The sequence below is a fragment of the Acinetobacter sp. V116_7 genome, from assembly GCF_056735735.1.
Genome location: NZ_JBWZIF010000011.1, coordinates 100132 through 120943 on the forward strand (window position 1 = coordinate 100132; position 20812 = coordinate 120943).

The 20812-nt window shown below is 37.7% G+C and carries 24 protein-coding genes and 1 riboswitch; of the genes, 11 read left to right on the forward strand and 13 right to left on the reverse strand.

Translation table 11 applies throughout. The features are described 5' to 3' along the window. Positions 1-67: 67 nt before the first annotated feature. The 5 genes from glnL to AC1PJP_RS01210 all read left to right on the forward strand — a co-directional run bounded on the left by glnL (position 68) and on the right by AC1PJP_RS01210 (position 5325). A complete protein-coding gene (gene glnL, locus AC1PJP_RS01190) occupies positions 68-1177 on the forward strand; it encodes a nitrogen regulation protein NR(II) (RefSeq protein ID WP_004791847.1) in 1110 nt (369 codons plus the stop codon). Further along, positions 1164-2657 (forward strand): nitrogen regulation protein NR(I), encoded by a 1494-nt coding sequence (gene glnG / locus AC1PJP_RS01195; protein WP_151767436.1) that lies wholly within the window; start codon positions 1164-1166, stop codon positions 2655-2657. Before glnL ends, glnG begins: the two co-directional genes overlap by 14 nt. Positions 2658-2922: 265 nt before the next feature. After that, entirely contained in the window at positions 2923-3576 is a 654-nt protein-coding gene (locus tag AC1PJP_RS01200; protein ID WP_013197485.1) for a TetR/AcrR family transcriptional regulator, read from the forward strand. Positions 3577-3688: 112 nt separating this feature from the next. Beyond that, positions 3689-4606, forward strand: coding sequence for an ornithine carbamoyltransferase (gene argF / locus AC1PJP_RS01205; RefSeq protein WP_005306284.1), 918 nt, complete (start codon positions 3689-3691; stop codon positions 4604-4606). A 194-nt stretch (positions 4607-4800) separates the two neighbouring features. After that, a complete protein-coding gene (locus AC1PJP_RS01210; protein WP_151822412.1) occupies positions 4801-5325 on the forward strand; it encodes a protein tyrosine phosphatase family protein in 525 nt (174 codons plus the stop codon). Here the strand turns inward: AC1PJP_RS01210 and ispF are convergent. Beyond that, entirely contained in the window at positions 5313-5804 is a 492-nt protein-coding gene (ispF, locus tag AC1PJP_RS01215) for a 2-C-methyl-D-erythritol 2,4-cyclodiphosphate synthase (protein ID WP_004791837.1), read from the reverse strand. The genes AC1PJP_RS01210 and ispF overlap by 13 nt on opposite strands. Before the next feature lie 99 nt (positions 5805-5903). On the opposite strand from ispF, the gene AC1PJP_RS01220 reads away from it, so the two are divergent. Further along, positions 5904-6548, forward strand: coding sequence for an A1S_1983 family putative colistin resistance protein (locus tag AC1PJP_RS01220; protein ID WP_013197483.1), 645 nt, complete (start codon positions 5904-5906; stop codon positions 6546-6548). Positions 6549-6592: 44 nt separating this feature from the next. Here the strand turns inward: AC1PJP_RS01220 and AC1PJP_RS01225 are convergent, their stop codons facing one another. From AC1PJP_RS01225 to galE, 7 genes are all read right to left on the reverse strand, one after another. Beyond that, positions 6593-7837 carry a D-amino acid dehydrogenase gene (locus AC1PJP_RS01225; RefSeq protein WP_479759238.1) on the reverse strand — a complete coding sequence of 415 codons (1245 nt, stop codon included), beginning with the start codon at positions 7835-7837 and terminating at the stop codon, positions 6593-6595. 175 nt (positions 7838-8012) lie between these two features. After that, positions 8013-8100, reverse strand: a riboswitch (glycine riboswitch). A gap of 150 nt (positions 8101-8250) precedes the next feature. Next, positions 8251-8742, reverse strand: coding sequence for a hypothetical protein (locus AC1PJP_RS01230; protein WP_479759236.1), 492 nt, complete (start codon positions 8740-8742; stop codon positions 8251-8253). Positions 8743-9053: 311 nt separating this feature from the next. After that, positions 9054-9605 carry a cysteine hydrolase family protein gene (locus AC1PJP_RS01235; protein ID WP_479766387.1) on the reverse strand — a complete coding sequence of 184 codons (552 nt, stop codon included), beginning with the start codon at positions 9603-9605 and terminating at the stop codon, positions 9054-9056. 292 nt (positions 9606-9897) lie between these two features. Beyond that, on the reverse strand, positions 9898-10128 hold the full coding sequence (locus AC1PJP_RS01240) for a hypothetical protein (RefSeq protein ID WP_216070135.1): 231 nt from the start codon (positions 10126-10128) through the stop codon (positions 9898-9900). Between the two features lie 416 nt (positions 10129-10544). Continuing rightward, positions 10545-10862, reverse strand: coding sequence for a hypothetical protein (locus AC1PJP_RS01245; protein WP_479766388.1), 318 nt, complete (start codon positions 10860-10862; stop codon positions 10545-10547). Between the two features lie 202 nt (positions 10863-11064). Then, the gene (fumC, locus tag AC1PJP_RS01250) at positions 11065-12459 is read right to left on the reverse strand and encodes a class II fumarate hydratase (protein WP_013197478.1); all 1395 of its coding nucleotides are present in this window, start codon (positions 12457-12459) and stop codon (positions 11065-11067) included. A 116-nt stretch (positions 12460-12575) separates the two neighbouring features. Continuing rightward, positions 12576-13583: a UDP-glucose 4-epimerase GalE gene (galE, locus tag AC1PJP_RS01255; RefSeq protein ID WP_151821505.1), complete on the reverse strand. Its 1008-nt coding sequence runs from the start codon at positions 13581-13583 to the stop codon at positions 12576-12578. Positions 13584-13648: 65 nt separating this feature from the next. Between galE and tusD the strand changes: the two genes are divergently transcribed. The 4 genes from tusD to AC1PJP_RS01275 are packed head-to-tail and all read left to right on the forward strand — an operon-like array spanning position 13649 to position 15044. Further along, positions 13649-14017, forward strand: coding sequence for a sulfurtransferase complex subunit TusD (gene tusD, locus AC1PJP_RS01260; RefSeq protein WP_004791822.1), 369 nt, complete (start codon positions 13649-13651; stop codon positions 14015-14017). Positions 14018-14061: 44 nt separating this feature from the next. Continuing rightward, positions 14062-14412, forward strand: coding sequence for a hypothetical protein (locus tag AC1PJP_RS01265; protein ID WP_192453986.1), 351 nt, complete (start codon positions 14062-14064; stop codon positions 14410-14412). 17 nt (positions 14413-14429) lie between these two features. After that, positions 14430-14714 (forward strand): DsrH/TusB family sulfur metabolism protein, encoded by a 285-nt coding sequence (locus AC1PJP_RS01270; protein WP_198307778.1) that lies wholly within the window; start codon positions 14430-14432, stop codon positions 14712-14714. 18 nt (positions 14715-14732) lie between these two features. After that, positions 14733-15044 carry a TusE/DsrC/DsvC family sulfur relay protein gene (locus AC1PJP_RS01275; RefSeq protein ID WP_009390289.1) on the forward strand — a complete coding sequence of 104 codons (312 nt, stop codon included), beginning with the start codon at positions 14733-14735 and terminating at the stop codon, positions 15042-15044. Between the two features lie 2 nt (positions 15045-15046). On the opposite strand, the gene AC1PJP_RS01280 is transcribed toward AC1PJP_RS01275, so the two are convergent. Then, positions 15047-15910, reverse strand: a complete 864-nt coding sequence (locus AC1PJP_RS01280) for a DMT family transporter (protein ID WP_199987676.1) — start codon at positions 15908-15910, stop codon at positions 15047-15049. 123 nt (positions 15911-16033) lie between these two features. Between AC1PJP_RS01280 and AC1PJP_RS01285 the strand changes: the two genes are divergently transcribed. Next, entirely contained in the window at positions 16034-17425 is a 1392-nt protein-coding gene (locus AC1PJP_RS01285) for an aminotransferase-like domain-containing protein (RefSeq protein WP_199987677.1), read from the forward strand. A gap of 16 nt (positions 17426-17441) precedes the next feature. Here the strand turns inward: AC1PJP_RS01285 and AC1PJP_RS01290 are convergent, their stop codons facing one another. From AC1PJP_RS01290 to AC1PJP_RS01305, 4 genes are all read right to left on the reverse strand, one after another. Then, the gene (locus AC1PJP_RS01290; RefSeq protein WP_004791810.1) at positions 17442-17924 is read right to left on the reverse strand and encodes a winged helix-turn-helix transcriptional regulator; all 483 of its coding nucleotides are present in this window, start codon (positions 17922-17924) and stop codon (positions 17442-17444) included. Between the two features lie 218 nt (positions 17925-18142). Next, complete coding sequence (locus AC1PJP_RS01295; protein ID WP_282496503.1) at positions 18143-19378, reverse strand: molybdopterin molybdotransferase MoeA; 1236 nt, start codon at positions 19376-19378, stop codon at positions 18143-18145. Next, positions 19378-20301: a bifunctional molybdenum cofactor biosynthesis protein MoaC/MoaB gene (moaCB, locus tag AC1PJP_RS01300; RefSeq protein WP_000799986.1), complete on the reverse strand. Its 924-nt coding sequence runs from the start codon at positions 20299-20301 to the stop codon at positions 19378-19380. Before moaCB ends, AC1PJP_RS01295 begins: the two co-directional genes overlap by 1 nt. Positions 20302-20324: 23 nt before the next feature. Beyond that, positions 20325-20810 (reverse strand): molybdenum cofactor biosynthesis protein MoaE, encoded by a 486-nt coding sequence (locus tag AC1PJP_RS01305; RefSeq protein ID WP_013197471.1) that lies wholly within the window; start codon positions 20808-20810, stop codon positions 20325-20327. Between the last annotated feature and the right edge of the window lie 2 nt (positions 20811-20812).

The following is a 20812-nucleotide window of genomic DNA, read 5'->3' on the forward strand; positions in this document are numbered from 1 at the left end:
TAACGGTGAAAATCCGATAACCAATGAAGATGCCATTGCGCTATTTTAAGACAGGAACGATTCGCTAATGGATCAACACAACCCTATCGACTATCGCCTATTGGTAGACAATTTAACTACTGCGATTTTATTAATCGATAGTAACTTGAATATTTTTTATTTAAATTCAGCCTGCGAAGCACTATTTGACATTAGTTTGCTCCGTGCTTCAGGACAACCAGTTTTAAATTTACTTCATGCGCCAGATGATACTTTTAATACACATGAAGCTTTATTGAACACCATAAAAACCGGACAACCTTATACGCGTCGAGAAGCTGTCATTAATGTTAACTTCAAAGATCTACATGTGGATTACACAGTTTCTCAATTAAATGCCGGTAAAAGCTATCATCCATTATTGTTGATTGAGCTCAACCCAATTGACCGCATGTTAAAGATTTCAAAAGAAGAAAATCTAGTTCAACAACATCAGGTCGCTAGGCAGCTCGTGCGTGGCGTTGCGCATGAAATTAAAAACCCACTTGCAGGTATTCGGGGAGCAACCCAGTTACTCGCTCGTAGTTTAAATGATAAGACTTATGCAGAGTTCACCGATGTCATCATTAATGAAGTGGATCGTTTAACGAACTTGGCTGACACCATGTTAGGTTCTAGACAATTACCAAGCTATGAAAATGTTAACGTACACGAACCTTTAGAACGAGTACGCTCTCTTATTGCGAACCAGACAAAGAAAAAAATTAAAATTATACGTGACTATGATTTGTCTTTACCTGATGTGAATGCCGATCGTGATCAGTTAATCCAAGTCATGCTCAACATTAGTGTAAATGCAATTCAAGCCATAACAGAGAATAAAGCATTCTTTATCGATCATGAACCAGAGCTAATTCTACGTACTCGCATACAACGACTTGTCACAATTAATGGTGTGCTGAATCGATCTACCGTGCGGGTTGATATTGAAGACAATGGGCCAGGTATACCTGAGAGTATTTTAGAGTCGGTATTTTACCCATTGGTTACTGGACGAGCAAAAGGTACTGGGCTTGGCCTGAGTATTGCACAGAATATTATGCATCAACATAACGGAATGATTGAATGCCAATCTGTTCCTGGAAAAACTATTTTTAGCTTATATTTACCTTGGGAGTCAGACCGTGTCGCGAAATAAAATATGGGTTATTGATGATGATCGCGCCATGCGATGGGTATTAGAAAAGACCTTTAAAGAAGAAGGTTTTGACGTTACCAATTTTGAGGAAGCTCAAACTGCGCTTGAACGTTTGCATCATGATGCTCCCGATGTCATCTTAACTGACATTCGAATGCCTGGAATTGATGGTTTAACTTTTTTATCTAAAGTCAAAAACACTCATCCGGATTTACCTGTCATTATTATGACAGCACATTCTGACTTAGAGTCTGCTGTATCAAGTTATCAAACAGGCGCATTTGAGTATTTACCAAAGCCATTTGATATTGATGAAGCTTTAGCTCTAGTCAATCGTGCAATTCTGCATATCAATAAACTACAACAACAAGAAGCTACAAAAACAGCTTCACCACTTCAATCAACAGAAATTATTGGTGAATCTCCTGCCATGCAAGAGGTTTTCCGCGCTATTGGTCGTTTATCTCAATCTCATATTACTGTTTTAATTAATGGTGAATCTGGTACAGGTAAAGAATTAGTTGCGCATGCTTTACACAAGCACTCACCACGCCGAGCGAAGCCTTTTATTGCCTTAAATATGGCGGCAATTCCAAAAGACTTGATTGAAACCGAGTTATTTGGTCATGAGAAAGGTGCATTTACAGGTGCAAACACTCAACATCAAGGTCGCTTTGAGCAAGCAAATGGTGGAACTTTATTCCTTGATGAAATTGGCGACATGCCATTTGAAACACAGACTCGACTACTTCGTGTGCTCGCCGACGGTGAATTTTATCGTGTAGGCGGACATATTCCAGTTAAAGTTGATGTTCGAATCGTTGCGGCAACGCATCAGGATTTAGAAAAATTGGTGAATGAAGGCCGATTCCGCGAAGACTTATATCACCGTTTAAATGTAATTCGTATACACATTCCTAAACTTGCTCATCGTAGTGAAGATATACCTATGCTGGCTCAGCATTTTCTTGCACGTGCCGGTAAAGAACTTGGCGTGAGTCCAAAAATCTTACGTACTGAAACAACGGACTATATGCAACAGTTACCGTGGCCCGGTAATGTTCGACAACTTGAAAACACGTGTCGCTGGTTAACTGTGATGATCACCGGACGTGAAGTTTATCCAGAAGATTTACCTTCTGAACTGAAACAAGTTCCATTGCAAAAGAATAATGACTCTGGGCAACCAGCACCTTCATTTGAACGTATTTCTTTACACCATTGGGATGAGTTACTGAATCAATGGGCGATTCAAAAGCTTAAGAATGGTGAAATGAAGATTTTGGATATTGCTACGCCAATGTTTGAACGCACCTTAATTAACGCTGCTTTACAACAAACACGTGGACGCAAACGCCATGCAGCAGAATTACTGGGTTGGGGCCGTAACACCTTAACTCGCAAGTTAAAAGAACTTGGAATGGATTCTGCTGACGATGATGAAGAAGATGAACATAAGGTTAGTCAAACCGAAGCCTAAAAAACTTAGCATCTAAAATAAAAGCGGCTAAGACATTCTTAGCCGCTTTTATTTTGATTAGATTTTTTATTCAATTTAAAATTGAACATCAGGTTACATCATTAAATCATTTCAAAATTCACTCTAAGCTTATATTTTCTATTCTTTTATTTTTTAAAATATCTATTTACTGTTCAGCAGATGATCTAAAAAAATAGCGATGACCATCCTTAAAGATAGTTTTGCTATACTAAATAAGTAAAGCTAACTGTTGTTATGAAATTTTATGCATGATTCCGTCCTTGACCCACATCATTCAGTATGTGAAAAACCACAAACACGCAGAGGTATAGAACGTCGCCTAGCTCTATTGCTAAGTGCAACCGAGCTGTTTTTGGATAAAGGATATGATGCTGTTTCTCTTGATGACATTGTTAACCATGCAGGAGGTTCAAAAACTTCTATCTATAAATATTTTGGTAATAAAGAAGGACTTTTTACTGCTATTTGCGACTATAAACGTGAAATGTTTTTTAAGGACGTTTGCATTCCATTTCAACCAGAGAAAACTACTTTAAGAGAATACTTAATTCAAACGCTCAATCGTGTTTATGTTCACATCATTCAACCCGAGCATGTTGCATTTTTGCGACTCATTATTGAACAGACCGAGTGTAATACGGTCCTCATACAATATCTATATGACAAATGGGTACATAATTTACAGAATACACTTACCCAAGCATTAGAATTTGCAGACAAATCAGGCGAAATTACATGCCCTTCTCCTTATTATTCTTCACTCATGTATTTTGGGATTTTGCGCGATATTGAATGGCGCATGATTATGGGTATGCCAGCCCTACCAGATGAACAGGAAGCCACTGATTATATTGAATATTGCGTAGATGTTTTCTTAAAGGGCCATCATAAAGTCTAATTCTTTTGCATTTTAAAATGCTTATAGTATAGTAGACTTCTTTTTTCCCACCTCCACCCAGCCAACAACAGATAATTGTTGTATTTCATAACGATTATTATGGAGTAGCTACATGGCTCTAAGACATTTCCTGACTTTACGTGATCTATCCACTCTAGAACTTAATCGCATTTTAGAACGCGCAAGCGAACTTAAAAAAATGCAGCATGACAATAAGGTATATCAACCTTTTGTTGGTAAAGTATTGGGAATGATTTTTGAGAAATCAAGCACGCGTACACGTATCTCTTTTGAAGCAGGCATTAACCAATTTGGTGGTAGCGCGATTTTCCTATCACCTCGCGACACACAATTAGGCCGTGGCGAACCGATCGAAGATTCAGCACGTGTAATTTCTAGTATGCTTGATATTGTGATGATTCGTACTTTTGGTCATGACATTGTTGAACGTTTTGCATCATATTCAAAAGTTCCTGTGATTAACGGTTTGACAGATGACCATCATCCTTGCCAGTTACTTGCAGATTTACAGACTTATAATGAACACCGCGGTAGCATTAAAGGTAAAACCGTTGCTTGGATTGGTGATGGCAATAATATGTGTAACTCATATATTGAAGCTGCACACATGATGGGCTTTAAACTTAAAATTGCATCACCAAAAGGATATGAGCCTAAACCTGAATTTTTAGCAGAGTTTGGTCATTGTGTGGAAGTTTTTGACAACGCAGAAGATGCTGCTGTAAATGCTGACCTCATTGTGACAGATGTATGGGCAAGCATGGGACAAGAAGAAGAACAGAAGCTTCGTGAAAGAGCTTTTGCTGCTTTTCAAGTCAATGAAAAATTAATGGGACTTGCTCATCCTGAATGTTTATTCATGCACTGCTTACCTGCTCATCGTGGCGAAGAAATTTCTGAAACTATGCTTGATCATAAAAATGCAGTGGTATGGGATGAAGCAGAGAATCGTCTTCATGCTCAAAAAGCTTTAGTAGAATTTTTATTGAATGAAAATCTAAAATCATAATTATTTAGACAAAAAAAACAGCATCTTTATGATGCTGTTTTTTTATTTTATAAAACTTGTACTTTTCCAGTTAATTATTTTTAAAGTTTTGATAACGTTGTCGAATATATAAGCAGGCTGTATTTCAACTATTCCCTAGAATCGTGTATAACATTCTACACAATAAGCTAAGCCTACTCTCGTAGAGTGCGATCATGACTACCCTTGAACAATCATTATCTCAAATTCCCGCATTTTCAATTATTCATGAACATTTATTTAGTTCAGCACAGCCTTCTGCTGAACAACTGAAACTAATTAAAGAATATGGTTGTAGTACAGTCATTAATCTCGCTTTAAGTAACGCACCGAATCATATTGAAAATGAAGATCGTATTTGTTTAGACCTCGGTTTAAATTACATCCACATTCCAATTGACTGGGAAACTCCATCGGCCGAACAATGTTTATTGGTACTCGATCTTATTGATCATTTAGTCCAGAACGAAATTGTCTGGATTCACTGTACTAAAAACGATCGTTCTAGTTGCCTGATGTATGTTTATAGACAGTTTTATATGAATATGGACATGCCTACTTCTCAAGATTTACTTCATGAAATTTGGGAACCCAATGAAACTTGGACAGGCCTTATTCATAGTATAACCTTACAGCTACAAGGCCGTAAGGCAACTCTTGAGCTTCAGCAGTCTTTGCAACAAGCCGATCACTTGGTGTGATGAGAGACTAAAACAGTTGCTGTAGCTAAAATCCCTTCTTGACGACCGGTAAACCCAAGTTTTTCGGTTGTCGTTGCTTTAATACTGATTTGATTAACATCTACATTTAAAACATCAGCAATACTTTGACGCATTTCCAAATTATGTTTAGCTAATTTTGGACGCTCACAAGCCACTGTAATATCCGCATTATTTAACTGATAACCGCGATCTAAGATTAACTGATAAACATGCTTTAATAGTACTCGGCTGTCCGCACCCTTAAATTCTGGGTCAGTGTCAGGAAAATGTTGCCCTATATCTCCAAGTGCCAAAGTACCTAACAAAGCATCACACAAAGCATGGAGTACAACATCGCCATCAGAGTGCGCTTTCAAGCCATGCGTATGTGGAATTTGAATGCCAGCCAATGTAACGAAGTTCCCCTCTTCAAAGGCATGCACATCCATTCCTTGTCCAATGCGAATTTGAGCAACCATATAACTATTACCTTCCATAAAAACTTAAGAAATCTTGTATTCAGCCTTTCTGTTTCGCTATAGTACACCTAGCAAAGTAGACTGAAAGTATAAGCGATCATGCTGTCTAATACTGATATGAATCAATTGAAAAGATTAAGTTTTGCCGTGACACTGAGTTGTTTATGTTCATCTCATGTTTTTGCAGAACCAATAGACTGTTCCAATCGTGGAGCTGAGCTTAAAATCTGTTCAAAAACATTTAGTGAATCGAGAAAGCAACTCAATAATAAATATCTTTCTGCATATTTAGTTACTGATGCCCCCTTACAGCTTTTGCAGGATACACAAAAGTTATGGTCTAAACATACTCAGCAATGCAAGAGTAATTCATGTTTTCAACAACAGTTTGATTTACGAACTGATGACCTAAATTTTTATGCATCGCTTAAGCAAACGCTTACCCAACATTATCTTAAGTTTGAAAATGGACGTCTAGCAGCACAACCTGTTCACATTCAGGTCCATCAGCTCGCGAAAGATAAAATCAAGATTGAAGGAATAGCATACCGTAATCCAAATAACCGTAAAGAAACTCAAACGATTTCTTTGATGGCCTATAGTTCACCTGAACAAAAAAATGAAATCTTAGACAATGAGCATAATTGCAAATATCAGTTTAATTTTCAAAAAGCTTTACTAAACGTAAAAACCCAGCAAAAAGGCTGTGAGCGTTTTAGCGGAATCTACCGATTATATGATTAGTGCGTTAAATAAAAGCCAGTGTTGAACACTGGCTTTTTTACTTTCTAGATCGGATATTTTTGAGCAATATCCTGACCCACTAAAACCGCGGTTGCCGCAGACAAAGTCCATCCTAAATGCCCATGTCCTGTATTGTAAAAAATACGAGGCTGTCTAGATTGCTTCACCACAGGCAGCATATTAGGCATCATCGGTCTTAACCCAGCCCAAGGTACGACATGCTCAGTTGAAATATCAAAGTTACGGTTTACCCAATTTACTAAAGGTTGAATACGATCAGCCCGTATATCGCGGTTGTAACCATTAAATTCAGCAGTTCCCGCCACGCGCAACCGATCTTTACCTAAACGAGAAGTGACAATTTTAGCGCTCTCATCTAGTAAACTAACCCACGGCGCATTCTTTACACTTTGCTCATCTTTTAATTGCACGGTAATTGAATAACCTTTTACTGGATAGACATTTACTCGCTCTCCAATCATATCGGCGAGTTGATAACTTCCTACACCACCGCAAACTACAAGCACATCACCTTCGATTTGGATACTATCGGATTCAACAAGATAAGGATGCTCTGCACTTGGCTGACAACTTACGATCACTTTGTCTGGATGACACTTAATATCTGTGACTTCCAGACCAAATTTATACTCAACACCGTATTGTTTAGTCTTTTCAGCCAAAGAAGTTGAATATTTATGAATATCCCCCGTTGCATCACTTGGTGTGTAATAACCACCAAAATATTCACCTGTTAACGATGGTTCTATCGTTTTCATCTCATCAGGTGAAACTGAATAGCGCTCTAATGTACCTTTGTTCAATACATTGTTTACTTGTTTAGCAATCTCGTAGTCAGCCTTACTATGATACATATGGAGAATTCCACGTTTCTCCAAATCAAACTCGAGCTGCTCTTTTTCAGCAACCTCAAACAAACGCTTACGAGCAAGTAATGCCAAACGGACCGTCTCAATCGTGTTTGCTTCATAGTTTTTAATATGGGATAAAAACTCAATTAGCCAGCTATATTTATGCAAACTAAATGAAGGATTCAGCAGTAGCGGTGCGTCTTTTTGTCTCATCCATTTAAAGCCCTTAACTACAGTGGCTTTTTGGTTCCATACTTCGGCATTACAAGCCGATAATTGCCCTCCATTGGCAAATGATGTTTCCATTGCAGGATATAGATGTCGATCAATCACTGTGACTTGATAACCCAGTTGCGATAATTCATAAGCAGAGGTAACCCCTGTGATTCCCGCACCTATCACAATAACATGTGGCATAACAGACTCCTCAGAAATGCAAAACATTTCATCAGTACAGCCCATCTGTCATTGGTACCTGAGAGTTTCGACCCCAACGTTACCTTTTAACGTTTAGATCTTCCCCTTCGGTGAGTTTATAATTTATAAGTTATTATTTTCAATTCTTATAAATCTAAGCTTCTCTCCAGATTTTTTAATTATTACAGTCCTTCTGCCTGAGAGTTTCCGGGCTTGTTGCTCCTTCGGCGGGTTCTTACGAACCTCTCTCCCGCAATAATTTTGTATTTATATAAGCAATGTATCTGCCACTTTAGAAAAAACGCATTCTTTTCTTGTAAACTTTTGTACCAGCAATTATCAAGTTATAAAGCATTAATTTAATTATAAAAATAAAAAAGGTGAATTTTCATAAATTCACCTTTTGTGTTTAATTAGAATTTTCCATTGAGCACTGAGTCTGAAACTATACCCTTCCATTGCTCACGCAAAGTTGGTAAATAAAATTTCTCACCAATAGTGACCAATTCCGCATCAATCAATGCGTGAACTTCGTGCATAAAAATATAATCAAGTGCAACCAAAGAGAGCTGATGATTTTTTTGTGCTGTTTTCTTACGTTTCGCTTGAGCTAGTTTCACTAACTCATTCGCAAAGTTTTTATCTTTATAAGCCGTAATTGCATTTAAACGGAGTTCAATAACACCCCATCCAGCCAAGAGCTTTTTAAAGACATCAAAATCTTCTGAAGTTGATTCCCATGTTACATTTTCTAAATCATTATCATCAGGTAAAACTGGCAATAACAGGTCACCTGTACTTGGGAAAATCTTTTTAAGATTTAACAGAAACTTAACAGGCTGATCACCGGGATAATCATTAAATTGCACATGTTGTTGGGTATCTGTTAAATAAATAGAGAGCATTCAAAAATCCTTAGCTAAGCTTCTGTTTTCAATTACTTTATCTTAAATCTCGTAAAATAAATGCAAAATAAAAACAGGACAAGGTGGGCATTTTAACAATTATGACAGCTTATTCAACGCTAATTCGCCATTAATTAGTGAAACTTATACCCTCTTTATAAAAAGCCCTCCGAAAAGAGCTCTTTGTGGATACAAGTTCAATTCTTGCTACCGCTAAAAACAGAGCAACCACTAGTCTTCAAAAGGTTTTTTGTACTTTAGTGATACAGCTAATCAAACTTTTTGAATAAAGTTGTCGGTTCATTTCTAAATTAAATTTGAGAAATGAACTCTTCTGTCATTTTTAACTTAGCAAAAGCATTACTTAAAATTTGGTTATGATGATCAATTGTTTGCTGAGCATTTAAAGCTACTGAATCAGTTGTTGTATGGGCATCTGAAATTAATATCAATTTATATCCGTACTCAGAAGCAGCCCTAACAGTAGTATCAATACAATACTCAGTTTTCATGCCAGTAATGATGATTTCATCAACACCAAGCTCCTCTAACACTTCTTTTAAAACAGTATCTTTAAAGCCACTTGGGTACATTTTTTCAATGACTAGATCTTTATCTAGATTAAGAGCTAACTCTGTGATTAGCTGAGTATTCGGTCCACTCGGATCTAATGGTGTGCCTTTCTCACCAACATGCCGAATAAAGATAATTGGCCTCTCATTCAAGCGACAATATTCAATAAGACTAAGAATATTTGAAAGTACGAGTTGAGCATTATGTGGCTTAGACTGGCTGTTAAATGGGCCATTTTGCATATCAATGACCAGTAAAGCCGATTTTGAATTACTATTGAGTTTTTCCATCATTTCTCTCTGTAAAAACCAATAATGAACAGAGAAAAATTAACCCAGCCATTATTGGCTGGGTTTAGTTATCTTATTAAGTCACTTTAATAAAAATCACACACAGCCTTCTTTAGAGGTCGTGGTAGTGGTGATTTTATTCAATAAACAGTTCATTTGTTTTAACTGCCCAAAATTAAAGCTTAAATAACCATACCATAGCTTTTTCAATAAAAATAAAACTTTTTATTGTATGAAATATCTTTTAAGCGTACCTAGTTCTTAAAGAAATAATTCATCATAAAAAACTAATTTATTTAATTGAAAGTAAGTATTCATATGCTGTTTTTTCATTACTCTCTAATTTAATGACTGCATCAGTTTCATCATTCAAAGTAAGGTTAAATACCTTTTCACCATCATAAGAAATTTGATGACCCATACGAAATTCTGAATCAATTGACTCAAGAATAATAAAATTTCCTTCGATATTCGAAGCGATATAGTAAGTGTTGTTCCGATGAACATATCTAATTGTGTACATCAATATTTAAATTCCATCTAAAAAATTATGTTTTTTCTTAATTAATAAAAAAGGCTGCTTCCTCTTTTCACCCAAAAATAAGCCTACCGAAAAAGTTGCTTAAAACTAGAATTGGAAAGATGCATACAGTCACTTTCCAATTTGATAACACCTAAACTCCATCAATATAAATCGAATTAAAAATAAAATAATTCAAATATTTAAAACTAAAAAACATATAAATTTATGCTAGTTTAAAAAAATCTCCACTTCTTTTGATTTCTAACACCCATCATTTAGCGCTAAATTTATATACAGATATTACAGAAATACTTAATAATAAAAAACCCCGCCATTAGTCGATAGCTATTCGGGTTTCTTGTACTGTCATATGTCTAACAAAATTAACTCTCGAATGGAGTTCACTACTATTTAAATTAATCTTTACACTTAACTTTCAGAACGGCTGCTTTGGTATTCACTGGAATAAGCATTCCTGAATTATAAACAGTATGATGATTTACGATTTTGTTATTACTATCCAACTCATCAAAACCCTTATCTTTACATATTTCTTCTGCTTTACTGATTAACTTTGCCCTCAAGGCTTCTCTTGAACCAAATGCATTACTTTGAGCATGAAGTTGATAAACCCCAGGATTCACCTCAGCTACAGTAGGTGGAAACATTTGTAGACAACCCGACAAGGTACAAGCTATTACTGCTAAAACAACTATTGATTTAGTCTTTTCCATTTATTTGAACTTAAAATAAAATAACGTAGCAAAAATAAAGTCTAGATATGACATTTATATTTCAAAGTATAAAAAAGCCCACTTTTTCAAGCAGGCCTTCCCCTTATGATTTTTTGCGCTGATCATTCAGGACTTTTGTTGTACTTAGCAACTCGCGGATATTACAGAAGTATTTAAGAATAAAAAAGCCCATTAGGAGAGATTATTTACTATTTGGTGAAACCATTTTTTCAGGTTTAACCACTTCATCAAATTGCTCTGCTGTAACTAAACCAAGCTCAACAGCAACCTGCTTCAAAGTTTTATTTTCCTTATAGGCAGTCTTGGCAACTTTTGCAGAATTTTCATAACCAATCACTGGGTTTAAAGCAGTGACTAACATAAGAGAGTTATGTAAGAAGTGATCAATTTTATCCTGATTAGGTTCAATTCCTACCGCACAGTGATCATTAAAACTATTACAAGCATCACCCAGCAATTGAATAGACTGCAATAAGTTATAAGCAATCACAGGCATAAATACGTTTAATTCAAAGTTACCTGAAGCACCAGCCACATTAATGGTCGTATCATTTCCAAGCACTTGCGCAACAACCATGGTCATTGCTTCACTTTGTGTTGGGTTTACTTTACCTGGCATAATGCTTGAGCCAGGTTCATTTTCTGGGATACGGATTTCACCGAAACCACAACGTGGACCACTGGCCAACCAACGAATATCATTCGCAATTTTATTTAAACTAACTGCAAGCGTTTTTAATGCACCAGAAGCAAAAACAGCAGCGTCACGCCCTGCAAGCGCTTCAAATTTGTTTGGAGCAGTCACAAATGGTAAACCTGTAAGCAAAGCAAGTTGAGCAGCTGCTTTCACTGCATAGTCAGGATGTGCATTTAACCCTGTACCTACCGCAGTACCACCCAATGGTAATTCATATAAACCTGTCAATGCCTGTTGCAAACGAACTAATCCATGCTCAAGCTGAGACACATAGCCACTAAATTCTTGACCTAGTGTTAATGGAGTTGCATCTTGTAAATGGGTACGACCAATTTTAACAATAGACTGAAACTCATCTGATTTTTTTTGCAAAGTCGCTTTAAGCTGTTCTACTGCAGGAATAAGCAATTCATTAATTTGCAAACTTGCTGCTACGTGAATAGCGGTTGGAAATGAATCGTTCGTTGATTGAGCACGGTTGACATGATCATTTGGATGTACAGGTTTTTGCGCACCCAACACTTGGCCTAATTTTTGGTTGGCAATATTGGCAATCACTTCATTGCAGTTCATGTTACTTTGCGTACCTGAACCCGTCTGCCAGACCACTAAAGGAAACTGTGAATCCCATTTACCATCAATGACTTCTTCAGCCGCAACCACAATATATTGGCTCAAATCTTGCGGTAACTGTTCAAGTTCAGCATTAGTTATTGCAGCAGCCTTTTTCACCAGCCCCATTGCTCGAATCATGGCACGAGGTAATCGTTCTTGCCCGATTTTAAAGTTCTGTAAGCTGCGTTGAGTCTGTGCCCCCCACAATGCTTCATTTGGAACTTCAATCTCACCCATAGTGTCATGTTCAATTCGTGTTTGCATAGAAACCTCAGTTGTCTGGTTAAAGAACTTACGGGCTGAAGCAATTATTTGCTCTGGCTAGTTAATTTTTAGTATCGTACTCAAGCATTCCATTATTGTAAATAAGAATCATTATCTTATCTTCCATTTAATGTATTTTGATAAAAACGCCATTCATCTTCAATCATTTGTTTTAACGGACGTTTAGGTGTCCAATTCAATAATGTTTTTGCTTTCGTTATGTCTGCCGCAACCTGACTTAATTCAACATGTTTGTAAATCGCAGGTTGAGTCGGAATTTCAGATTGAGTTACCTGTGAAATTTCATCTAGTAATTGACGCACAGAGTGAACTTGGTCATGGGCAATATTAAATGCTTCACAACAATGTGTTTGATCACGTAGCCAATGTAAGCTGGCAGTTACAGCTTCACACACATCTAAAACGTGTAGAAAACTGCGTTCAGTCGTATGATCTGATGTTTCAGCTTGATCTTGTAATTCAATCAAATCACGTTGCATTGCTGCAACTTGCATGGCAAGCGGTACAATATTTTTAGGGAGCTGAGCAACATACTCTCCGAGCACCCCATGTTCAAATGCACCTACGATATTAGATAAGCGCAAGATCGCAATTTTCCACTCATGATCAATTTTATAAGTATCACGGATAATTTCTTCAATCATCTGTTGAGACTTAATATAGGGATTAGGATAAGCATAATTGAATTCGTCTGTTTCGCTTAATTGCAGACCAGATTTTCCATATGCTGCAAGGCTAGACAAATGAATAAAGTGACGAACACCTGTGCGTTGCATGGCACGTAGTAAACTCATGATGCAACTTACATTATCATTATAATATTCAAGAGGTTTAAGATTAGATTCTTCAATTGATTTAAACCCAGCAGTGTGAATAACTGCATCAATTGAATATTGCTCGAAGACCTTATTCAATGCGGGTGTATTACGTACATCAAGTTTAACAAATGGAACGTACATGCCTGAAATAAACTCTAGGCGTTCCAGCGTTTGCAAGGTTGAATTAGCCAAATTATCGACAATTACCACTTCTTGACCCTGAGCCATGAGACTCAACGCAATGTGTGAACCGATAAAGCCTAAACCACCTGTCACTAAAATCATTGTATACTTACCTTTCTCTTAATGCATCTACGCCCATTTAGACGTATGACCATAGTGAATTCTCAATGAGTACATTACTACTAATTACCTCTGCTCCTACTTCCATTCATGCTTGGCATGCTTTAGGACTTGCTCAGGCACTCAAAAGTAAAAATGAAGACTTTCGTGTATTCTTTTACCAAGATGGCGTGCAGGTTGCTAATGATTTTCAATGGGTTCCTGACGACCAGCGTAATTTAACGCATGAATGGCAAAAGCTTGCGATTCGACTTCCTGTATGTGTGAGTGCTGCCCTCGCTCGTGGTATTACCGATGCAGAAAATGCCAGTCGCCATCACCTTACTCATCACAACCTTGCCAAAGACTTTCAACTGGTCGGGTTAGGTGAACTTGCTGATGCGGTACAGTCAGCATCTCGTCTTATTCAATTTTAAGTTACTTTGTTTGCTTAGATTGTTGCTTTTAAAAGGTATATTGTGTGAAATCTGTACTCGTCATTTTAAGCCAAGCCAACTTAACCAGTCTGCAAATCAATGAAAGCCTTTCCGCTACTATGGTTTTAGCAACCTTTGGCTCACCAGTCAAAGTATTATTGAAAGATGCTGCGCTTAGCCTTTTACAAAATGACTTAGGCTTTAGCCAACTTCATCATGCTTTCAAAGTCGCATCAAATATGGTCGAAAGCTTTGAATTTTATGACTTAAGCCCAATTCTGATCGAAAGTAAAAATCAGCAAAATCCTTTTGTTCAGCAAACAGAACAAGAGCTCGAATTCATTCATTTAAATAATGAGTTCATTCAGTCTTTTGACCATGTCTTATATTGGTAGATGAAGGTGTAATTTTAATGAATCCATCAACACTTTATCTCGTGCAATCTACTTATCACAATACACCGAATGTTATTGATGAATTAGGGAACCTTTATCAGAAAGGGGACCAGATTATTTTTATGGGTGATTCTGTTGTACGACTTTCAGCTGAAATGATTCAACAGTTTGAAAGTGTTTCATGCTTAAGCATCGAAAAAGATTTAATCGATACGGATACTTTAACTCAGATAAATGTATTGGACTATGATCAATTTGCAGATCTTGTTTTAACATTTAATCGTTGTATTTCTTTTAAATAATATATTTAGGCTGGTTTCATGAATTTAGAATTAGACCAAGATGGTCATTTGGTTGATTATACAATCTGGAATCCTGAAGTTGCACAAGAGCTTGCCAAGTCACTTGATATTGAACTCACCGAGTGGCATTTCGAAGTTTTAACTGCTGTACGTCAATTTTATCAACAGTTTGGGCACTCTCCTGCAACTCGTCCTCTCATTAAGTTTTTAATGAAAACGGTAAGTCCAGAGATTAATAATGCTGTTTTACAGCAACAATTTAATACTGGTTTAGTTGCCCGCCATTTAAGCCGTTTGGCGGGTGTTCCTAAACCAGCAAATTGTTTATAAAGTTAAGTAAACTTTTTGGCAGCAGCGACACATAAAATAGTTGCTGCTGTGACCACTAACATTGACCAGCTCACATGTTCATGCAATAAAGCCGCTGCAATACCTAGCCCCATTAAAGGCTGTAAAAGTTGTAGTTGACTTATGGCAGCAATACCGCCTTGTGCAAGGCCTTTGTACCAAAAGAAAAAGCCTATTAACATACTAAACAAAGACACATAAATAAGACCGACTAGAGCTGATGTAGACACACTCTGAAATGAAGCTGGCATATAGAAAATAGTAAGCAACAGCATAAAAGGTAAAGACAAAATCAGTGCCCAACAAATGACTTGCCACCCGCCTATTTTTCTTGAAAGTACACCGCCTTCTGCATAGCCAAAGCCACAAAAAATAATTGCCATCAACATATAAAAGTCCCCTATTCCAAGTGATGTATCACCAGAAAGGAAGAACATATAGGCAAAAACAACCGCACTCCCCAATACTGCAAATATCCAGAAAAAATGATTCGGCTTTTCTCCGCCTCTGAGTACAGCAAATATTGCTGTTGCAAGCGGCAAAAGACTAACAAAGACAATTGAATGCGCTGCATTCATGTATTGCAAAGCAAGTGCTGTAAACAACGGAAAACCAATCACCACTCCTAAAGCAACAATAGCAAGAGGCCACCAATCTTGTTTGGCTGGTTTCTTTTGTTTTAAAACCAATATAAGAATAAGCCCCAAAATACCTGCTATCGCAGCTCGTGCTGCGGTTAGAAAGCCCGGTTCAAACCCCATTACCGCTACACGTGTCGCTGGTAGTGACCCCGCAAAAATAGCCACGCCAATAAAACCATTCACCCAGCCATTCATAAACCTATTCATAATTTTCTCCGTCACTATACGAAGAATTTAAGCTGTGCTAGGGTGATTAAACCAGATACAAAGCAGTACAATTTAAAAGAACTGTTATGTATTAACAACCAATACAGTTGGGATTTTAAGCGCGTGAATCAGAGCAAAACAAAAATTGAAATTGTCATTTCAGAAATTGAGCAACAAATAAAAAATCGATCTTTATTGCCGGGAGCACGCTTGCCTTCTGTTCGTAAATTAGCAAATGATCTGGGATTTTCAGTATCCACTGTTGTAGAGGCGTATGAAAGATTAATTGCTTTAGGCAAAATCGAATCAAGAACTGGATCTGGTTTTTATATTGTTGGTCCGCTCGCACCTTTAGCTTTAAGTGAATTAGGCCCTAAATTAGATCGTTCAGTTGATCCATTATGGATTTCACGTCAATCTCTGGAAGCGAAAGCAGATGTTTTTAAGCCTGGTTGCGGTTGGCTACCTGATGACTGGATGCCATTAGACAGTATTCGTAAAGCTTTAAGGACGGCCGCGAAAAGCCCTGATGATTGTTTAATGGGTTATTCAACACCATTGGGATTACCAGCTCTACGTGATTTACTGGCAAGACGTGCTCAAGCAAAAGGTATAGAGGCGAATCTTAATCAGGTACTTTTAACTGATTCAGGAACTCAAGCGATTGATTTGGTTTGCCGATTTTTATTAAAGCCCGATGATGTTGTTTTGATTGATGATCCTTGTTATTTCAACTTTCATGCATTACTTAAAGTTCATCAAGTCAAAGTTATTGGTATTCCCTACACACCAACAGGCCCTGACTTAGAGGCATTTAAAGAAGCAATTGAGACTTACAATCCACGTCTTTATATCACCAACTCAGGAATTCACAATCCAACTGGTGCGACGCTGTCTCTTTCTACAGCACATCAATTATTAAAACTTATTGAACAATCCAATTTGATTGTCGTTGAAGATGATATTTTTTCAGATTTTGAATATAACGCTGCTCCTCGGCTTGCGGCTTTGGATAATCTGTCACGTGTAATTTTTATTGGAAGTTTTTCTAAAACGTTATCAGCATCTATTCGCTGTGGTTATATCATTGCAAAACCAGAATGGATTGATCAGCTCACTGACCTAAAAATTGCCACAAGCTTTTCTCACAATGGCGTGTCTGCTGAAGTTTTATTAAGTGCTTTAACAGATGGATCTTACCGTAAACATATAGAATTATTAAAAGTTCGTTTAGCAAAAGCGATGCACGATACCATTACCAAACTAGAACCTTTGGGCATAAAGCCATGGATTAAGCCTCAAGCGGGAATTTTTGTTTGGTGTCATTTGCCAGAGGGTGTTGAAGCTTCAAAAATTGCAAAATACTGTATTAACCATCAAGTTATTCTTGCACCAGGAAATGCGTTTAGCCAAGCTCCTAATGCTGGTCAATTCATACGTTTTAATGTAACACAGTCAAATCATGACCACATTTATAAGACTCTAGCTGATGCAATTCAACAAGAGTCCTCATAATTTATAGCAGGGTAAATTAAGCTTGTTTCTGTTTTTGTTCAATATATGCAAAATAGCCAGGCCCAGCTGAAACTTGCACTTGTTTTGCATGTAAAGGTTCATGGCAGACTGAACATACCATGACTGGTTCGAACTTATGGCCACAAGTTTTATGACGATACTCTAAAGGTTTGCCTAAACCTTGATCCATCCATTTATCTGCCCAATTCGCCATAGATAAAATAATTGGATAAAGTTCAAAACCCTTATCAGTAAGGCGATATTCAAAGCGTTCTTGACGATCAAAATAAGGAGCTTTGGCTAAAATTTCATATTCAACCAAACGCTTTAAACGATCTGAAAGGACATGACGAGTTACACCTAATGATTTTTGAAAATCATCAAAACGGCGTATTCCCATAAAAGCATTACGTAATATTAGCATCGTCCATCGATCGCCAATCACTGATAGCATACGAGCAACCGAACAAGGTTGATCACCGATGTCATCCCATTTCATCTTTATGCGTTCCTCGATATTTCCTAGCCTAATGGCCCTATTGTTTATACCCTAAACCACTTACCACGAGTTATGCAAGATTCATTATAAAAATAACTTCTTATCAACTTTATAAAAGAATTTTTTATTATAAAAAAATAGAAAGCTATTATATAAATTTGCTTAACAAATATAACTCACCCAATTGTATAGTGAGTTATATCTATTATTAATCATCATTAATTTGAGATGAATACACCCTTCAAAATATGACCTGCTTCTAGTTTCACACTTGCTGGAATTCGCACCAGACAATTGGCCTGCATTAAATTACTGAGCATGTGTGATTGCTGTTTTGCCAGACTTTTAACTTTAAGTTGTCCATTGTCAAAATAAGCATGCATTCTTAGAAAACGTTCACGCGCATCTTCTTTTAAATCATGATCTAAAATTGCACTAAACCATTCTGGCTCTGCTGAATTTCCCTGCAAAGTGTCGAGCAATGCTTTACCGTAAACTTGCATTGATACATAGACCGCAGCTGGATTACCCGGTAACCCCAGCAAATAACAGCGATGATCTTTTTTCGTGTGAGAATATTCAGCAAAAAAGAGTGGCTTACCCGGCTTTTGTTTTACTTTCCAAAAGATCTGTTCAAAGCCAGCCTCAAAAGCGCATGGCCGAACAAAGTCATAATCACCTACTGACACTCCGCCTGTGGTTATGATGACATCATGACTATCTTTTAACTGATTAAAGTAATGCGTGACTTGCGCCGCTTCATCTGCCACATGAATGAGTTCAATCTCTAAGCCATAATCTTCAAACCAAGCTTTTAGTAATGGACCATTTGCATCAAAGATTTTGCCTTCTGCAAGATCTTCTGCTTTTTCAGCAACTTCATCACCCGTGACTAAAAGAGCAACTTTCGGCGCACGGTAAACGTCAACCGTTTGTACACCCGCCATACTTAAGGCAGCCAAGCTTCCAATATTTAAAAACTGTCCAACTTGGGCAAGCAACTGCCCGTTCTTGATTTCTTCACCCGTAAAACGGATATCAGCTTGAGGGCAAATATGTTCAGTTAACAAAATTTCTTGCGCTGGAACGACCTCTACTATTTCCTGCCTCGCAACATGCGTTGTGCCTTCAGGAATTTTGCCACCAGTAAATATACGAATTGCCTGCCCTTCACTCAGAATGTTATGACTTTCGCTTCCAGCGCGAATCTCGCCAGTAACCTGAAACTTTTGAGTGTTTAAATCTTCTGCATGGCTACAAAGTGCGTAACCATCTACAGCACTTTGAGAGAAACTTGGCAAATTAATTTCTGAATAAATTTCTTTAGCAAGATATCTACTTAGGCTATTTTGAAGAGTTTGCTGAATTGAGCCTAATTTTTTAGGTCGGTTACTAATCAGCTCAATTGCTTCATCTACGCTAATCAACCCACGTTCTGCACCACAACCTGACATTATTCATAGCCTCCCGGATGTGGTAAATCACGGCAAACATCAAAAATATGGACTAAGGCAGGTAAAATAGCAGCCATTGATTCACTTGCTCCACCACGGCTTCCTGGTAAAGTCACCACTAAAGACCGATCAATAAAACCAGCTACTCCACGCGACATTGCAGCATATGGCGTGCGTTTTTGCCCAAATGAACGCGCAGCTTCCATTAACCCATCTAGCTTACGTTCAAGAAGTGGTTCTAGCGTATCAACCGTAATATCACGCTTACCAATCCCCGTACCGCCGACGGTCATAATGCAAGCATATGATTTACTCAACTCAAGTACTAAGTTTTTTAAAGTATCCGCTTCATCTGGCAAAATCTGGTAGTGAATCGGGTCGAATCCTGCCTCGGTTAAAGTTTCAACCACAGATTTTCCGGCAGTATCGGGCTTTCTGCCCGCTGCGACGGTATCGGATAAGACAATAACAGCAGCCGAAACAGGCTGACGAAGAACGCGCTTAAAGTGTGATTTTCCACCTTTTTTCTTAAGCAATTTACATTGATCCATCCAGAGCTCTTCTGGTTCACAATGTGGCTTTAACATGTCGTAAATGGTTAACCCTGCAAGACTTGCAGCCGTTAAGGCTTCCATTTCTACGCCAGTCGGACCGATGGTTTCGACCACGGTAATAATCTTTACAAAATCATGTTCTAATTCATATTCAACATCTGCACGATAAATCGGCAGTGGATGGCACAAAGGAATCAGCTCATCAGTTCGTTTTGCTGCCAAAATTCCTGCAACACGTGCAGTTTTTAATGCATCCCCTTTTTCAGTATTTCCTTGTCTTAATAACTCAATACAGTGCGGTGGTGCATATAAAATGGCTTGTGCTTCAGCAACTCGATAACTTTCCGGCTTCATTCCTACATTTTTCATTATTTATCCTAGTCTTGCTTATTTCAGTGTGAGTGTTCATGGCCGGCATGATGGTGATGTTTGTGTTCGTGCGGTGCATCCTTACGAATACAGCAGCCTTCTACATAGTGACTCGTACCATCTGTAAAGAACTCTTCTTTAAACACAGGCACTTCATGTTTTACTCGCTCAACCGCTTCTTCACATGCTTGAAAAGCTTCACGACGATGGGCTGCATAAGCAATTGCAATGATTGCTGTTTCACCCACATCTAGATATCCAATCCGATGAACCACTCGCACATAAGATACCTGATACTTTTTCTCAATTTCCAGTTCAATTTCACGTATCATTTTTTCAGAAAGCGGTTTATACGAGGTATATTTCAGTGCTTTAACAGCTTTACCTTCATGATGGTTACGAACTGTACCCATAAAAATATCAATTCCACCGCATTCAGGAAATGATTCAATAGGATCAAAGGTATCAAGGCTTAAAGCCTGCTCTTGTATACGTGCAAAATCTCGCATGG